This is a genomic window from Streptomyces sp. NPDC042336, assembly GCF_055581985.1.
Window position 1 is genome coordinate 688,824 of sequence record NZ_JBVJEA010000001.1, and the last position, 15,080, is coordinate 703,903.

9 protein-coding genes and 3 tRNA genes are annotated in these 15,080 nt (G+C 75.2%); 4 read left to right on the forward strand and 8 right to left on the reverse strand.

Translation table 11 applies throughout. The features are described from left to right. Nucleotides 1-11: 11 nt before the first annotated feature. The gene (locus ACZ6IM_RS03180; RefSeq protein WP_016326153.1) at nucleotides 12-317 is read right to left on the reverse strand and encodes a YtxH domain-containing protein; all 306 of its coding nucleotides are present in this window, start codon (nucleotides 315-317) and stop codon (nucleotides 12-14) included. Nucleotides 318-465: 148 nt separating this feature from the next. Here ACZ6IM_RS03180 and ACZ6IM_RS03185 point away from each other — a divergent pair. From ACZ6IM_RS03185 to ACZ6IM_RS03195, 3 genes are all read left to right on the forward strand, one after another. Continuing rightward, nucleotides 466-538 (forward strand) — tRNA-Asn (locus tag ACZ6IM_RS03185). A gap of 5 nt (nucleotides 539-543) precedes the next feature. Continuing rightward, nucleotides 544-616, forward strand: a tRNA-Asn gene (locus ACZ6IM_RS03190). A gap of 198 nt (nucleotides 617-814) precedes the next feature. Next, nucleotides 815-888: transfer RNA gene (locus ACZ6IM_RS03195), tRNA-Ile, on the forward strand. Between the two features lie 47 nt (nucleotides 889-935). Here ACZ6IM_RS03195 and ACZ6IM_RS03200 read toward each other — a convergent pair. The 7 genes from ACZ6IM_RS03200 to ACZ6IM_RS03230 form a co-directional block, all read right to left on the reverse strand. Continuing rightward, nucleotides 936-1,100 carry a hypothetical protein gene (locus ACZ6IM_RS03200; RefSeq protein WP_469553996.1) on the reverse strand — a complete coding sequence of 55 codons (165 nt, stop codon included), beginning with the start codon at nucleotides 1,098-1,100 and terminating at the stop codon, nucleotides 936-938. 66 nt (nucleotides 1,101-1,166) lie between these two features. Beyond that, nucleotides 1,167-2,585: a GAF domain-containing sensor histidine kinase gene (locus tag ACZ6IM_RS03205; protein WP_052842419.1), complete on the reverse strand. Its 1,419-nt coding sequence runs from the start codon at nucleotides 2,583-2,585 to the stop codon at nucleotides 1,167-1,169. 103 nt (nucleotides 2,586-2,688) lie between these two features. Then, the gene (locus ACZ6IM_RS03210) at nucleotides 2,689-3,753 is read right to left on the reverse strand and encodes a rod shape-determining protein (protein WP_052842418.1); all 1,065 of its coding nucleotides are present in this window, start codon (nucleotides 3,751-3,753) and stop codon (nucleotides 2,689-2,691) included. Between the two features lie 142 nt (nucleotides 3,754-3,895). Beyond that, complete coding sequence (locus ACZ6IM_RS03215; RefSeq protein WP_469553998.1) at nucleotides 3,896-7,942, reverse strand: SAV_2336 N-terminal domain-related protein; 4,047 nt, start codon at nucleotides 7,940-7,942, stop codon at nucleotides 3,896-3,898. Next, the gene (locus ACZ6IM_RS03220; RefSeq protein WP_469554000.1) at nucleotides 7,942-8,967 is read right to left on the reverse strand and encodes an AAA family ATPase; all 1,026 of its coding nucleotides are present in this window, start codon (nucleotides 8,965-8,967) and stop codon (nucleotides 7,942-7,944) included. The genes ACZ6IM_RS03215 and ACZ6IM_RS03220 overlap by 1 nt, the downstream gene beginning before the upstream one ends. Before the next feature lie 112 nt (nucleotides 8,968-9,079). After that, nucleotides 9,080-10,735: a VMAP-C domain-containing protein gene (locus ACZ6IM_RS03225; protein ID WP_052842415.1), complete on the reverse strand. Its 1,656-nt coding sequence runs from the start codon at nucleotides 10,733-10,735 to the stop codon at nucleotides 9,080-9,082. After that, nucleotides 10,732-11,118 (reverse strand): CU044_2847 family protein, encoded by a 387-nt coding sequence (locus ACZ6IM_RS03230; protein WP_052842433.1) that lies wholly within the window; start codon nucleotides 11,116-11,118, stop codon nucleotides 10,732-10,734. The genes ACZ6IM_RS03225 and ACZ6IM_RS03230 overlap by 4 nt, the downstream gene beginning before the upstream one ends. 226 nt (nucleotides 11,119-11,344) lie before the next feature. Here ACZ6IM_RS03230 and ACZ6IM_RS03235 point away from each other — a divergent pair, with 226 nt between their 5' ends. Next, nucleotides 11,345-15,001, forward strand: coding sequence for a S8 family serine peptidase (locus ACZ6IM_RS03235; protein ID WP_469554002.1), 3,657 nt, complete (start codon nucleotides 11,345-11,347; stop codon nucleotides 14,999-15,001). Nucleotides 15,002-15,080: the final 79 nt, after the last annotated feature.

Below are 15,080 nucleotides of genomic sequence, written 5' to 3' on the forward strand. Positions count from 1 at the left end.
GTACCGGGACCTCAGGTGTTGCTGGTGCCCCAGTCGTCGGGACCGCTGCCGTTGCTGCCGCGCTCCCGCAGTGAGCGGACCCGGTGGGCCACCGAGTCGGGCATCCGGTCACCGACCTTGTCGCTCACCACGTGGTACGCCTTGTCGGCGAAGTGCCTGCCCTGCTGGGCCGCGGACTCCGCGGTGTTGCGCACGGCCGGGTTCTGCGCGACCTGCTGCGCGGACTTCCGCAACTGCTCGTAACGCTCCCGCCCGGCCTTCGTGCCGAGCACGTAACCCACCGCTAGTCCGACGACGAACGTGAGCCGGTAACGCATGGCGGCCACCCTTCCCTTCACTGGCTCCGGGGTGCTGGCGAGTACCGATTGGCGGAGCACCCCCCTGCTTGCGCTAATGTATGTGTCGCAGCGAGCGCGCGCCCCCTGGCGAATACCCAGGCTGACGCGTTCGATGCGACACCGACATTCCTCGGTAGCTCAATTGGCAGAGCAGCCGGCTGTTAACCGGCAGGTTACTGGTTCGAGTCCAGTCCGGGGAGCTCGGTCCTCCGTAGCTCAATTGGCAGAGCAGCCGGCTGTTAACCGGCAGGTTACTGGTTCGAGTCCAGTCGGGGGAGCACCGTGAACGAGGACCCTTCGGGGTCCTTTTTCATGTGCCCCTCATGTGTTCTCAAGTCCCGGGAACCACGCGGCACGCTGCGGAGTCTTCAAGGTCATGAAGGCAGCCGTGGAAGCCGACCATCCGAGGCAGGAGATCGTATGAGCGGCTATGCTGCGGCAGACGGCGCGCACAGGTGTACGCGACACGCCGCTATGGGGCGGTAGCTCAGCCGGTTAGAGCAGCGGACTCATAATCCGTCGGCCGTGGGTTCGAGTCCCACCCGCCCCACTCCGCATCACCTCTGCAGAAACCTTCTGGCCCGCGGTGGCGCCGCGTCACCGGGATTCCGGTTCCTTCTCGGTGCTCTCGGCGTTCACAGCGCTCCCGGCTTCGTCCTCGCGTTCGCCCTCCGCCTGGGAGGGAGTGGTGTGCGGCACGTCCGGGGTGTCGGGCTCGTCGTCGCGTTCGCCCTCGGCCTGGGACGGGGTCGACTCGCTCATCGTGCTACCTCCTCCTGTGGGGCGGTCACGGGACGGGTACCCCCTCCGGGAGGCCGGCACCATCCGCTAGAGCGGCGCCCACCACGTGACCGTCGTCCCCCGCGCCTCGGCCCGCCCGTCGTCGACGAGGACGCTCAGGCGTACGCCCTCCCGGCCCTCCGGCAGCGTGGCGGGTGTCTCCACGGTGACCTCGACGCGGGAGACGTCCGGGCGCGCGGAGGCGTCCGCCAGGGCCCGGCGGAGGGCGGTGAGGAGGCGGTCGGCGACCCGGTCGGGGACCAGGGCGTCGACGGGACCCCTGAAGCGGGCCGACGGCGTGGTGCCGAGCCGGGCGGCGGCGGAGGCGGTCTCGCGCAGGACCCGGCCGCGCAGCCCGGTCGACGGGTCCGCGGGCGGCTGCTGGAGCGCGAAGATGGTGGTGCGGACCTCCTGGACCGTGGAGCGCAGCTCGTCCACCGCACGGCCGAGGATGTCGCGGACGTCGTCGGCGCCCGGCCGGCGCTGGGTGGACTCCAGCATCAGGCCGGTGGCGAACAGCCGCTGCACCACCAGGTCGTGCAGGTCGCGGGCGATCCGGTCGCGGTCCTCGTAGACCGCCAGCCGCTCCCTGCCGCGCCGGGCGTCGGCCAGGACGAGGGCGAGTGCCGCCTGTGAGGCGAACTGCGTCGCGAGCAGCCGTTCCAGGTCCGTGTACGGGCGCCCGCCGCGCCGGCGGGGCAGGGCGAGGGTGCCGATGAGCCGGCCGCCCGCCCGCAGCGGCAGCATCATGCTCGGCCCGAAGCGGTGCCGCACATGGGTCGTCATGCGGGGGTCGGTCGCCGAGTCGTCGATGAACACCGGCTCGCCGCCGAGCAGTTGCTCCAGTACGGGGCTGCCCGGCGCGATGGTCGCGCCGACGATGCCGTCCGGGTCGTCGGGCGTCGAGGCGGTCACGATCGCCATGCCGCCCTCGGCGGTCGGGTGCAGGATGACGCCCGCGGAGGCCCCGGCGAGCAGCCGGGCCCGTTCGGCCACCGTGGTCAGCGCGTCGTCGGCGCCCTCCTCGGTGAGCAGCGCGGTGGTGACGGCCGCCGCGCCCTCGATCCAGCGCTCGCGCTGCCGGGCCGTCTCGTACAGCCGGGCGTTGCCGATCGAGACACCGGCCTGGGTGGCCAGGACCCGCAGCAGCTGCTCGTCCTCGACGGTGAACGGGGCGTCGCCGGGCCGCCGGGCCAGCCGCAGCTCGCCGAACTCCTCGTCCCCTACGTGGATCGGCACCCGCAGCAGGGGCGCCGTCCCCGGTGCCGGATCCGGGCCCGGGGTGCGGATCTCGGCGAGGCCGCCCCCGGCGGGGTCGGCGACTTCCAGGGCCGCGCGGGCGGCGCCGGTCAGTTCGGCGGCGCCGTCCACGATGTGCTGCAGGACGCTGCGCAGATCGAGCGCGGTGCCGACGTCCAGGAGGGCTTCGAGGAGACGGGTCAGTCGGGGCGCGGGCTGCGCGGTCATGCGTCCGGCTTCCTCGGCTTCCTCGGTCCTTGGGCCCTCTCGGCCCGCCCGCGTCCCTCCAGTGCCCCGGGCGCATCCGCCGTCCGGGGCTCCGGGCGGCGGATCAGTCGGAGTCGGCGGTCGTCGGGTGCAGGACGAGCGGCTCGACCCGGCCCTCCAGCATGCTGCCGAGGCCCTGGACCGCGCACACGTCGGGCCGCTCCGCGATGTGCACCGGCATGCCGGTGGCCTGGCGCAGCATCTGGTCGAAGCCCGGCAGCAGCGCGCTCCCGCCGACCATCATGATCCCGCGGTCGGCGAGGTCCGCCACCAGGTCCGGCGGGCAGTCCCGCAGCACCTTGCCGATGCCGTCGAGCACGGCGGTGAGCGGCGTCTGGATGGCGTTGCGCACCGTGGCGGTGTCGACCCGCACACTGCGGGCCAGCCCGGTCGCCACGTCCCGGCCGTGGATCTCGGTGGACGCCGGCCCCTGCGGGGTCAGCCCGTTGCCGGACAGGGCGAGTTGCAGCGGGCGCACGGACTGGCTGGGCAGCACCAGCTCGTGCTGGTGGCGCAGCAGCTGCACGATCGCGTGGTCCACGGCCTCGCCGCCCACCGGGATGCGCTCGGCGGTCACGATCGAGCCGAGGGAGAGCACCGCGACCTGCGTGGCGTGCGCGCCGCACACCATGATCATGGTGGCCTCCGGCTGCTCCACCGGCAGTCCGCAGCCGACCGCCGCCGCGATGAGCGTGTCGACCAGCTCCACGCGGCGCGCGCCCAGCCCGACCAGCGTCTCGATCGCCGCGCGCTGGGACAGCGGGTCCGCGTCGTGCGGGGTGCAGACGGCGGCCCGCAGCCGGGGCTTGCGGCGCAGGGCCCGGCGGACCCGGTCGCCGAGCAGGTGGCGCAGCATGCGCTGGGCCATCTCGATGTCGACCACCGTGCCGCCGGAGACCGGTCGCACGACGCGGATGTAGCCGGGGGTGCGGCCGGTCATCTTCTCCGCGAGCTCGCCGACCGCGATGAGCGCGCCGGTGCGGGTGTTGACCGCCGCGGCGGACGGCTGGTCGACGACGAGCCCGGCACCCTTCACGTAGACGCGGGTCCGCGCCGCGCCCAGGTCGACGGCGAAGTGGCAGCGGCGCAGCGCCTCCAGACTGGCGGTGTTGGCAGTACTGGCGGTCATGGCGAATCCTCCCGAGAGCGCGGACCGTGCGGGACCGCCCGGTGGACGGCCTCCTAGGCACCGATCGTGCGCGGCCCAGCGGGCGGGCGCCCGCTGGAGGGGGCCGGGCGGGGTGCCGCTGAACGGGGGGCGCGCGAGGCGTTCAGCGGTTCCGGGTGGCCGTGGGCGCCTCCCGGGTGCCGGCATCGCCGACCAGGTGGTACCAGCCGGTGTCGTCGGGCAGCGGTCGGAAGAGGTCCGGCGGGAAGACGGGGCCGTCCTGGCCCTCCTCGCACACCTCGTCGTAGTAGAGGGAGTCGGAGAGGGCGACGACCGCCCGCGCGGGGGAGGCGTCGAGGACCGCGCCGACCGACTCCTCGGCGGCCCGGAAGGCCTGCTCCCCGATGCCGTCCAGCCAGAACTCCAGCTGCCAGAACTCCGCCCGCAGCCGTCGGCCGCCCAGGTGCGGCAGCAGCCCGGGCAGGCCCGCCACGGTCGCCCTCAGCAGCGGGGCGGCCTCGGCGCGCGGCGACAGCAGCACCAGCAGGCCGCCGTCGTCGTCCAGGAGCTGGTAGGAGGCGCCGTCCATGCCGCTGCCCGCCAGCAGGTCAGCGACCACGCCGTGCAGGGCCGCGCGGGCACCGGAGTCCACCGGGGTCCCCGGGCTCCCACGGCTCTCCGGCTCTGCGGCGAAGGCGTAGCGGGCGCAGGCGCGGAAACCGGTGTCGAGGTCGTACTCCGGGTCGTCCGGTTCCCCGTCCCCCGGGTCGGGTCCCGGCTCCCCGTCCAGTTCCGGTTCCGGTTCCGGTCCCTCGTCCCGCATCGCGTCCCGCAGCGCTGCCCGTCGTGCCTCGCGCTCCTCCCTCTCCTCCCTCTCCTCTCTTTCCTCCCGCTCCGCCCTGTTCTCCGGGGCCCGTGCCGTGTCGTGCTCCGCGTCGTCCGCCAGCAGCGGTGTCCACAGGCGGTCCTCCGTGGGGAAGGGGCCCTCCGGCAGCTCGTCCGGCGCGGCCACGACGGATTCGGTGCCGTCCGGGCCCTGGGGCCGCTCCTCGTACTCCGACCACGGCGCGTCGTCCGCCGGCCCGGCGTGCTCCTCGCGCAGCTCCCGGCCCAGCGCCGTCAGGGCCGGGCTGCGTCCCCCGGACAGCTCGTACTCCTCGTACACCTCCAGGGCCTCCTCGCCCCGGCCCTGGCGGCGCAGCGCGATCAGATACAGGCGGCGGAAGTCCTCCCGGTGGGGGTGGGCCCGCAGCAGTTCGGACAGTTCGGTGGAGGCCCGGTCGTACTCGCCGAGGGCCAGGTCGAGCTCGGCGCGCTTGGTGTGCAGGGCGAGCCGCAGCCGCAGCAGACGGGTGCGGGCGGTGCGGGCGGCGGGGCCGGGCACGTCCGCCAGGGGCGCGGCGTCGTGCCACAGCGCCAGCGCCTCGGTGACCAGACCGTGGGCCTCGGTGAGCGCGTCCCGCAGCCCGGCCGCGTCGGCGCGCCGCACCAGCTCGTCGCAGCGCACCAGGTCCAGGTCGTCGGCGCTGGTGTGCAGGGCGTAGCCGTGGGCGGACTTCGCGAGGACGCCCGGGCCCAGGACGTCCGCCAGCCGCGTCGCGAGGCGGGTCACCTCGGCCCGGGGGTTGCGGGGCTCGTCGCCCGGATCCCACAGCCCCCACCGCAGCTCCTCGTGCGTCACCGTGCGGCCGTGCTTGAGCAGCAGCATCGCGAGCAGCGCGCGCAGCTCGGGGCCGGGGCCGGACGAGCCGTCCGGGAGGGTGACCCGCAGCGGGCCCAGGGCACGGTAGCGGCGCGGCCGGTACGCCTCCTTCGCCCGGGCCGGCAGGTGCGGGTCCGCGAGCAGTTCCAGACCGCGGGCCTGCGCCGCCGCCGAGGGCGACATCAGCTGGTCGAGGGCGTGCGCGTAGTGGATGCGCAGGGCGTGGGGCAGCCGGTCCAGGCGGCGGGAGTCGATCGGGACGGTCAGGTGCGAGGAGCCCGAGGTCAGCCCCAGCAGGAGGTCGCACAGGGCCCGCAGGTCCGCGGAGCGCCTGCCCGGGCCCGAGCCCAGCGTCGGCTCGAAGAGGCTGAGCCGGACCGTGCCGTCCGGCAGGAGGACCACGCGGGACGCCTCCGGGCCGCCGTGGGCGAGGCCCGCCCCGTGCAGGGCGGTGAGCGCCCGGGCCAGCTGCGCCCCCACCGACACCGTCAGCGGCACCGGCAGCAGCCGGCCGTCGGACCGGGTGAGGGCGCCCAGCGCTATGCCGTCGAGATGCTCCATGACGACGTAGGGGACGTCGTCCTCGATGCCGGCGTCGAGCACCGTCACCAGGTTCGGGTGGGACATCCGCGTCAGCCGCGCCGCGTTGCGCAGGAACGTCCGGCGCGAGGCAGGGTCGGTGTCCGCGTCGTGCAGCCGGATCGCCACCGTCCGGTTCGTCGGCGACGGGTCCGGAGCCGTCCGGTCCGGCGCCGCCCGCTCCGGTCCGGTGTCCTCCGCCAGCCAGATCCTCCCCGACGGGGTGAGCCGGCGCGTGGGCCGGTAGCGGGCGCCGAGGGCGGGCGGGAAGGGCGCCGGGACGGCGGGCCGCGCCCGCACCGTCAGCTGCCGGGCGCTCTCCTCGCTGATCGCCGCGAACGACTCGCTCCCGTCGGCCCGCTCGGTGCCCTCGCGGGAGGGGATGAGCGCCCGGAACTCGCCGGGCGAGCGGCCCGCCCGCTCGTCGATCAGGCCGCCGGTGCGCAGCAGCAGGTCGTGGGTGCGGTTGCGGGCGGTGCGGGGCAGCCCGCGCAGGAGCAGCTCGCGCACGCCGGGGCGGAAGGCGTAGGAGCCGGGCGGCCCGGGGACCGTGGTGAGCAGTCCGCCGAGGATGACCTCGGCCAGGTGCTGGGGCCGCGGGTCCGGCTCGACCGCCGCCTGCACCAGCCGCATCACCGGCAGGTCGGGGCGTCCGAGCGCGAGGTGGCCGGCCAGCCGGTAGGCCTGCGGGGAGGCGCTGGCGCGAAAGCGCAGGACGAGTTCCCCGGGCGACAGCCGCGCGAGGTCGGTGCGGTCGTCGGCGTCGGCGGGCAACGGCTGGTGCAGCGCTGCGGCGGCGCCCGGGTACGGGGTGCCGCCCGGACTCGCCACCAGCGCGGCCCAGTTCGCCAGCCACTCGGGGCCCGGCTCCAGCACGGGGACGTACACGGCGCCCTCGGGGGCCCGGGGCGCGGTGCCGTCGTAGGGGGTGAAGGCGAGCGAGGCGCTGGGCGCGGCCCGGTGCGGGGCGGACAGCCGGCCCGGGACCGGCGGCAGGGCGGTGTCCCGCCACAACTGCTCGGGCAGCGGCTGGAGAACGGCCAGCGGTGTGCGGCGCGCCCAGCGGCGCAGCGTGCCGAACCAGCGGGTACCGGCCGGGCCCTCGCGCCACTGCGGCCCCATGCAGTCGCTGATCAGCAGCATGACCGTACGGCCGTCGGCGGGGATCTGGGCACCGTCCCCGCGGACGGTGCCGTCGGGTTCCGCGCGGTGCAGGGTGACGGTGCGGAAGACGCCCGACTGGGCGAGCGCGGCGTGCAGTTCGCGTACCAGGGGCTGCCAGACGGGCATCGTGGGGCCCGCGTCGTGCACCAGGTGCAGGCACAGCCACCGCTCCCGTACGGGGCGCAGCACGGGCAGCCACCACTCGGGCCCGGCACCGAGGCGTGCGATGCGGTCGGCCGTCGCGGACTCGTCCACCTCCTGGCCCACGGGTGCGTCGCTGCGGCGCTTCAGTGGACGCAGGGAGCGCTGCAGCGCCAGCGTGTGGCGCAGCATCGGCGGCGCGGGCGCGAGCAGGGCGCTGTGCGGCTGGGCCGCCGAGGTGCCCGGGGCGGGGGCCGGGGACGGCAGGCGCAGGGGGGTGCGGGGGGCCTCGGACGGGGGAGGGGGTCCGGCCGGCCGGTCGTCCCGGGAGCGGCGCCCGTGCGGGTCCCGGTCCCGGTCCCGGTCCGGGCGCCGGTCCGCCCGGTGGTCCCGGTGCTGCTCGGGGGTGGCCGCACGGGCCGGGGGCGGTTCCTCCGGTCGGGGCCCGGACGCCGGGGGGTTCGGGGAATCGGGCGCCGTGGGCTCCATCTGCCCGGCCAGCCACAGGAGTTCGGCCAGCTCCAGCGGGGTCGGCCGGTCCCCCGTGGCCGCCGACCGGCCGAGGATGTCGGCGAGGCGGGGCAGGGGTGGCGGGCCCGGTGCGCCGGGGCGGTCGGTGGGCATCAGAAGGCGTCGGGCTGCGCGGACCGGCCGAGGTACGGCATCAGCTGCTCGGCCAGCCCGTCCAGGGAGTCGGCGCCCAGACCGGAGGAACGGGCCAGGTAGATGGCGTTGAGCAGCTGGTCCGTGGCCAGTTCGCCGCTGCCCACCCGGGACAGGAACCGGTGGATCAGCTGCCGCGCGTACCCGTCGGGCTCGCCCAGGTGGGCGCGGACGATCTCGGCGAGGTGGTCGTCGTCCGGCTGCCGCAGCCGCAGCGAGACGCAGCGGCGCAGGAAGGCGGGCGGGAACTCGCGCTCGCCGTTGCTGGTGAGGACGACGAAGGGGAAGGCGTTGCAGCGGACCCGGCCGTGCTCCACCGGCACCCGCTGGTCGGCGCCGTCGATCAGGACCTCGGCGTGACCGCCGGGGATGTCCCGGGAGGCACGGACCAGTTCGGGGATCTCGTACTGTCCCTCCTCCAGGACGTGCAGCAGGTCGTTCGGCAGGTCGAGGTCGCTCTTGTCGATCTCGTCGATGAGCAGGGCGCGCGGCCGGGCGTAGGGCAGCAGGGCGGTGCCGAGCGGGCCCAGCCGCAGGTGGTCCTCGACGCCCGTGGCCGCGGCGGGGGCGTCGGACGGCTGCGTGGTGTGGCGCGCCGCGTACAGGCGGGAGAGCGGGTCGTAGGTGTAGAGGCCGTCGCCCAGGGTGCTGCGGCTGGTGATGTTCCACCTCAGGACCGGGCCGAGCCGCAGCTCACGGGCGACCGCGTAGGCCAGCGACGACTTCCCGGTGCCGGGCGGCCCGGTGACCAGCAGCGGCCGCCGCAGATACAGGGCCGCGTTGACCAACTGCACCGTGTCCTCGGTGGCCTGGTAGGTCGCGGCCCGGTGGGCGCGGTCGGGCGAGGCGGCAGCGGCGTCGCCGTCCGCGTCCGGCGGATCGAGCAGGGGCCCGCCGTCGAAGGCCCGCCAGGGCGGGGGCGGGGGCAGCCGGGTGATGCCGTCGTGGGGGGCAGGCGCGCCGGTGTAGACGGGCCACAGGGGCATGGGTTCTTCTCTCCGGGCGGTCGGTGCGGCGGGTACGTCGTCGGGTCCGGCGGTCGGTTCGTCGCGGTCGCGGTTCGTCGGGGTGCGTCGGTGCATGGGCGCGGCGGGCGGTTCAGCCGACCGGGGAGTGGAGAAGGGCGGGCGGCTCGGCGAAGCAGCGGGGATCGTCCCACAGGAGCTGTACGTCACGCGCCCAGTGCTCGTCCGGGGCGTCCGCCGCGTCCGCCGTCTCGCGCAACTCCATCACCAGCCGGGGGAGTTCGGACGGCGGCACGCCCGCCACGGACGCCGCCAGCTCGTCGAGGAACGCCGTGCCGGCGCACCGGCCGTCGGGACCCTCCTCGCCGGGGCAGTCCCGGCGCGGCCACAGCAGCACCGGGACCGGGAGGTTGAGGCCGACCTCGAAGTACTCCGGCGCGGCCGAGGGCGGGGTGGCGAACCCGGCCAGCTCCGCGTCGTCCCGCAGCCGTTTGCGCAGTCCGGCCGGCCGCTCCCGGGTGTCGCAGTCCACCCGGTGCAGCCTGCCGCCCGGACCGGAGCCGAGCCGGTGCCACTTCTTCCGCAGCTGGTGGCGCAGGCGTCCGCTGCGGTGGCGGTACCGGTCGGTGACCACCAGCGGGTAGGCGCAGCCCAGCGGCGTGGAGTCGTCCTCCCCGCACTCCCAGTGCGCCACCGGTTCGTTCAGCCACTCGCGCGGGAGCACGAAGGTGAGCAGTTCGTCGGCGCCGGGATCGAGCTGGGCGCAGGCCTCGTCGATGCGTTCCTGCACGAAGGAGCGCACCGCGCCGCGGGGCAGCCGGCGCGAGCCCACCGGGCGGCGCTGCCCGTCCCGGTAGGCGGACACCTCGACGGTGACCTGGTCGGCGCCTGCCCCGCTGTGGTCGATCTCCACGACGATGGGCGACCAGGTCGCGGGGCGCGGCGGCGGGGCGTGCAGCCGCTCCGCCAGCCGGTCGGCGAACCGGGCCACGGCCGCCGGGTCCGGCACCTCCCACTGCACGTACGCGGCGGCCTCCCGCAGGGAGGCGAAACCGCCCTCCGGCAGCGGTGGGTCGAAGGCGTCCATGGCGGAGACGTACAGCCGGTTCGGATCGCAGTCCAGGCCGACCTCCTCGGCCCGGCGCACCAGCGCGTACAGCCGCCTGCGGGCGTCCGCCCGATGGCCGGGGGTGGGCACCAGCTCGCCCAGCTCCGGCCAGTAGCGCGCCATGACCTCGACGGGCAGCATCCTGCCGACGCGCACGTCCCGGGCGCCGGCGACGGCGGAGACCATGCCGACGACCGTGCCGTCGGCCAGCGTCAGCGCCGCGCCGCTGAACCCGGCGGCCAGCGGCTGCCCGTGCGCCGTGAGCGCCTCCAACTGGACCCACTCGCCGGAGATGAGCGGTCCCGGCAGGGCGCGGTAGGAAGCGAGCATGCCCTCGTCGTACCCCTTGGGGAAGCCGTAGGCGATCAGCTCGGGGGCGGGTGCGGTCCGCTCCGTGCCGGGTCGGGCGAAGACGGCCGGGGCCAGCGGCACCTCCCGGTCCAGTTCCAGTACGGCCAGGTCGCCGAGGTCGGCGGCGCCGTCCCGCCAGCCGCCGTGCACGGCGACCGTGCAGGACAGCTCGCCCAGCTCCCGGCGCCCCGGGAAGGTCACCGTCACCGGCGCGCGGTCGGCCCACCTGACGACATGGGCGCAGGTGAGCAACCGGCGGGCGGAGACGAGGAATCCGGCACCGACCTCCTTGCCGCACTCGACGCGGGCGTGCCACTCGGCACCGCTCATGACAGCGCGGCGGCGTCCGGGGTCTCGGGACCCGCCGGGGACGGCCGCGGCTCGGAACGGGCCGGGGACGGCTGTGGCGACCAGCTCAGTCTCACCACCAGATGGCCCTCCGCCGAGCCCTTGGCGATGACCGCGCCGGCCTCCGCGCTCAGCTTGACCCCGAACTCCAGCTCCACCGCGTCGGGTCTGAGCGTGCCGTCCCGGAAGACCCGCAGCGCGGACGCGGCCGCCGCCCGCACACCATCCAGGGAGTCCTCGAAGGTGCGGGCCGCGCGGGCCGGGCCGTCGCCGCGCGAGACCAGCCGCGCGCCGTCCTCGTCCTCGACGCCCTCGACGACCACCCGCACGCCGTCCTCGGTCTTGAACTCGACCAACCCGTCCATGACGCCGCTCGCTCCCCGTGTGCCGTACGTGTCCGTGCGCAGCACCATTGTGACGGACGGTACTCGGCCGTGTCCCCTCCCGTGCCGCCGGGCCGTCCGGCCGCTGGCGGGAACCCGCCAGGGCGACTAACCGCCGCCCCTGGTCAACTCCCCTGCCCCACGGGCCCCCTGAGACTGCTCACAGCACTCGTCACAGCACTCTACGACGACACGAAGAGAGACGTGGATGAGCACAGGACCAGTCAGACGTGGGGCGACCCTCCTGTCGGCGGGGCTCGTGATCGCGCTGCTGCCGGCCGGGACGGCGGCGGCGCAGGATCCGCCCCCGGACCCGCCGCACCCCCGGACGGCGGCCGCCCGCGCGGCCGGCGCGGCCCGCACCGTCACCCTCGTCACCGGCGACCGGGTGACCGTCGCCGATCTCGGCGGCGGCCGGAAGACCGTCACGGTCGAGCGGCCCGAGGGCGCCACCGGGGCCGTGCGCACCAGCAGTTCCGGCGGCCGGACCACCGTCGTACCGGACGAGGCCCTGCCCTACCTGCGCGACGGCAGCCTCGACGCACGGCTTTTCGACGTCGGTGAACTGCTGGAGCAGGGGCTCGCCGACAGCGAGACCGGCGAACTGCCGCTGATCGTGACCTACGGCAAGGGGGTGCGGGCGGCCACCCCGCGGGGCGTCGAGCGGACCCGGTCGCTGCCCAGCGTGCGCGGGGCCGCCGTCGAGGCCGTCAAGGGGCGGGAATTCTGGCGGGAATTCACCCGTGGCGGCACCGGTGTCGACGGGGTGTGGCTCGACGGGCGGGTCACCGCGGCCATGGCCGAGTCCAACGCGCAGATCGGCACACCCGAGGCCTGGCAGGCCGGACTGACCGGCAAGGGCGTCACCGTGGCCGTGCTGGACAGCGGCGTCGACGCCGGGCACCCCGACCTCGCGGGGCGGATCGCGCAGAGCCGGAGCTTCATCCCGGGCGAGGAGGTCGCCGACCGGCACGGTCACGGCACGCACGTCACCTCCACCGTGGGCGGCAGCGGCGCGGCCTCCGACGGCAAGGAGAAGGGCGTCGCGCCCGGCGCCACGCTCGCGGTCGGCAAGGTCCTCGACGACGAGGGCTTCGGCAGCGAGTCGGAGATCATCGCGGGCATGGAGTGGGCGGCCCGGGACGTGGACGCCGACATCGTCTCCATGAGCCTCGGCTCCACCGAGCCCAGCGACGGCACCGACCCGATGGCCGAGGCCGTCGACACCCTGTCCCGCGAGACCGGCGCCCTGTTCGTGATCGCGGCCGGGAACACCGGTTCCCCGTCCTCCATAGGCTCGCCCGGCGCGGCCGACGCCGCCCTCACCGTCGGCGCCGTCGACTCGGCCGACCAGGCCGCCTGGTTCACCAGCGCGGGGCCCCGGTACGGGGACAACGCGCTCAAGCCCGACCTGTCGGCACCGGGTGTCGGCATCCTCGCCGCCCGCTCCCGGCTCGCCGAGGGCAGCGGCGACTACACCAGCATGGACGGTACGTCGATGGCGACGCCGCACATCGCCGGGGTGGCCGCCCTGCTCGCCGAGGAGCACCCCGACTGGAGCGGCGCGCGGCTCAAGGACGCGCTGATGTCCACGTCGAAGGAACTGGACGCCTCCGTCTACCAGTTGGGCGCGGGCCGGGTGAGCGTGCCCGACGCGGTCCAGGCCGACGTCACCGCCACCGGCAGCGCCGACCTGGGCTTCCACTCCTGGCCGTACGCGTCGAACGAGCCGGTCACCAGGACGGTCACGTACACCAACTCCTCGGACGCCGCAGTCGAGTTGAAGCTGTCCGTGCGGGGCGCCCCCGAGGGCGTCGCCACCCTCGCCGACACCTCCCTGACCGTGCCCGCGCACGGCACCGCCGCCACCACGGTCACCGGGGACGGGTCCAGGGCGCCGGTCGGCACCACGGGCGGGCAGATCGTCGCGGCCGACGCGAGCGGGAAGACCCTCGCGCACACCGCGTTCGGGCTGGTCAAGGAGGACGAGCGGTACTCGCTCACGGTGCACGTCAAGGACCGCTCCGGCGCCGCGACGCCGGCCGACCTGACCGTCCAGCGGCTCACCGAGGGCGTCGATCCCGTCCCCGCGCACGTCCGGGAGTCCGGCACCCTGGAGCTGCGGCTCCCGCGCGGGACGTACAGCCTGTCGTCCTTCCTCGACGTGCGCGGCAGCCACGGCGCCGACTCCCTCGGCCTCGGCTTCCTCGCCGCACCGGAGGTCGTCCTCGACCGGGACCGCGAGATCACCCTGGACGGCCGCGAACTGCGTGAGATCAGCGCCGACGTCGACCGGCGCACCGAGACCCGGCAGCTCCTCATGGAGTACGACCGCAGCGCGAACGGCTCCGATCTGTTCGGAGCCGTCCAGGTGCCGCTGACGTACGACAGCGTCTTCGCCGCGCCCACGAAGAAGGTGACCCAGGGCGGCTTCGAGTACCGGACCGTGTGGCGGCTCGGCAAGCCGCTCCTCGAGGTCGAGGGCATCGGCGAGGCCGTCGTCCAGTCCGGCGGCACCCTGATCGAGGGCCGCACCCGGCTGCCCCTGGTCGACGTCGGGGACGTCGGGGCCGGGCCCTTCCCGGGCGGTGTACGCGGCAAGGCGGTCCTCGCCCGGCTCACCGAGGGGACGGAGCCGGCCGCGCTCGCCCAGGCCGCGCAGGACGCGGGCGTCAAGGCGCTGTTCGTGACCGACGACGCCGCCGGACGGCTGATGTCCTGGTGGGGCACCGACGACAACGCCGACCGGCCGCTCCAGATCGCCACGGTCTCCGCGGCCGACGCCCGCCGGCTGCACCGGGCCGGACGGGTCGACATGACCGGCACCCGCAACACGCCCTACGTGTACGACCTGTCCGAGGGACACAAGGGCGCCGTGCCCGACCGGGACCTCACCTACCGGCCGGGACACCGCGACCTCGCCGTGCTGCACACCAGGTACCACGCCGCCCGACCGGCGAGCGGCGGCGAGTTCCGGTACTCGATCACCGACACTTTCCCGATCGGCCTCGGCTTCCGGGAGCGGATCGACTACCCCGCCGAACGCACCGAGTACGTGTCCACCGGGCCCGGCCAGCTGTGGCACGAGACCGTGACGAGCGCCGGCGAGGCACTGGAGGAGCGCGGCGGACTGGTCGACTACCGGGGCGGCTCGCGCGCCGAGCTGGACTGGTTCAAGCCGGTGTGGCACCCCTACCTCGGCACCGGGCTCGGCTGGGGACAGCAGCGCGCCGGGAACCGGCTCCAGTTCAACGCGCCCGGCTGGGGCGACTCGGGACCCGACCACACCGGCTTCGGCGACGTGTGGAACGAGGACAGCGGCATGTCGCAGACCACGTCGGTGTACCTGGACGGTGAACTGGCCGACCAGGGGCCGAGTTCCGCCGCGTACGTGTGGGACGCGCCGGCCGACGAGCACACCTACAAGCTCGTCACCGACACCGCGCTGGACGCGGCACGCTGGCCGCTCGCGACGAGGGGCCACGCGGAGTGGACCTTCCGGTCGGCGGCCACGCCGGACGACCGGTGGACCTTCCTGCCGCTGATCAACCTCTCCTTCGACGTGGACACCGACCTCGCGGGGAAGGTGCGCGCCGGCAAGAAGCTGCCGATCGGGCTCGGCGCCGGGTACGTGGCGGGCGCCCCGGACACCGGGACGATCGGCGGCGGAAAGCTGGAGGTGTCGTACGACGCGGGGAAGACCTGGCGGCAGGTCGCGCTGCGCGGCGGTGACGGGAAGGCGTCCTGGCAGGGGACGCTGAACGTGCCGCGCGACGCCGAGCACGTCTCGCTGCGGGCCTCGGCGCGCGACGAGAGGGGTGGCTCGGTCACCCAGGAGATCGTGCGGGCGGTGGCCGTGCGGTAGGCCGCACCGCATCCGCCCGCCCACACGCGGACGGCGCCGCCTCCCTGGGACGGGGAGGCGGCGCCGTCGGTTTCTCGGA

Coding starts and splice junctions, on each gene's coding strand:
- ACZ6IM_RS03235 (WP_469554002.1), top strand. CDS start 11,345: ATGAGCACAGGACCAGTCAGACGTGGGGCGACCCTCCTGTCGGCGGGG.
- ACZ6IM_RS03180 (WP_016326153.1), bottom strand. CDS start 317: ATGCGTTACCGGCTCACGTTCGTCGTCGGACTAGCGGTGGGTTACGTG.
- ACZ6IM_RS03220 (WP_469554000.1), bottom strand. CDS start 8,967: ATGCCCCTGTGGCCCGTCTACACCGGCGCGCCTGCCCCCCACGACGGC.
- ACZ6IM_RS03200 (WP_469553996.1), bottom strand. CDS start 1,100: ATGAGCGAGTCGACCCCGTCCCAGGCCGAGGGCGAACGCGACGACGAG.
- ACZ6IM_RS03205 (WP_052842419.1), bottom strand. CDS start 2,585: ATGACCGCGCAGCCCGCGCCCCGACTGACCCGTCTCCTCGAAGCCCTC.
- ACZ6IM_RS03215 (WP_469553998.1), bottom strand. CDS start 7,942: ATGCCCACCGACCGCCCCGGCGCACCGGGCCCGCCACCCCTGCCCCGC.
- ACZ6IM_RS03230 (WP_052842433.1), bottom strand. CDS start 11,118: ATGGACGGGTTGGTCGAGTTCAAGACCGAGGACGGCGTGCGGGTGGTC.
- ACZ6IM_RS03210 (WP_052842418.1), bottom strand. CDS start 3,753: ATGACCGCCAGTACTGCCAACACCGCCAGTCTGGAGGCGCTGCGCCGC.
- ACZ6IM_RS03225 (WP_052842415.1), bottom strand. CDS start 10,735: ATGAGCGGTGCCGAGTGGCACGCCCGCGTCGAGTGCGGCAAGGAGGTC.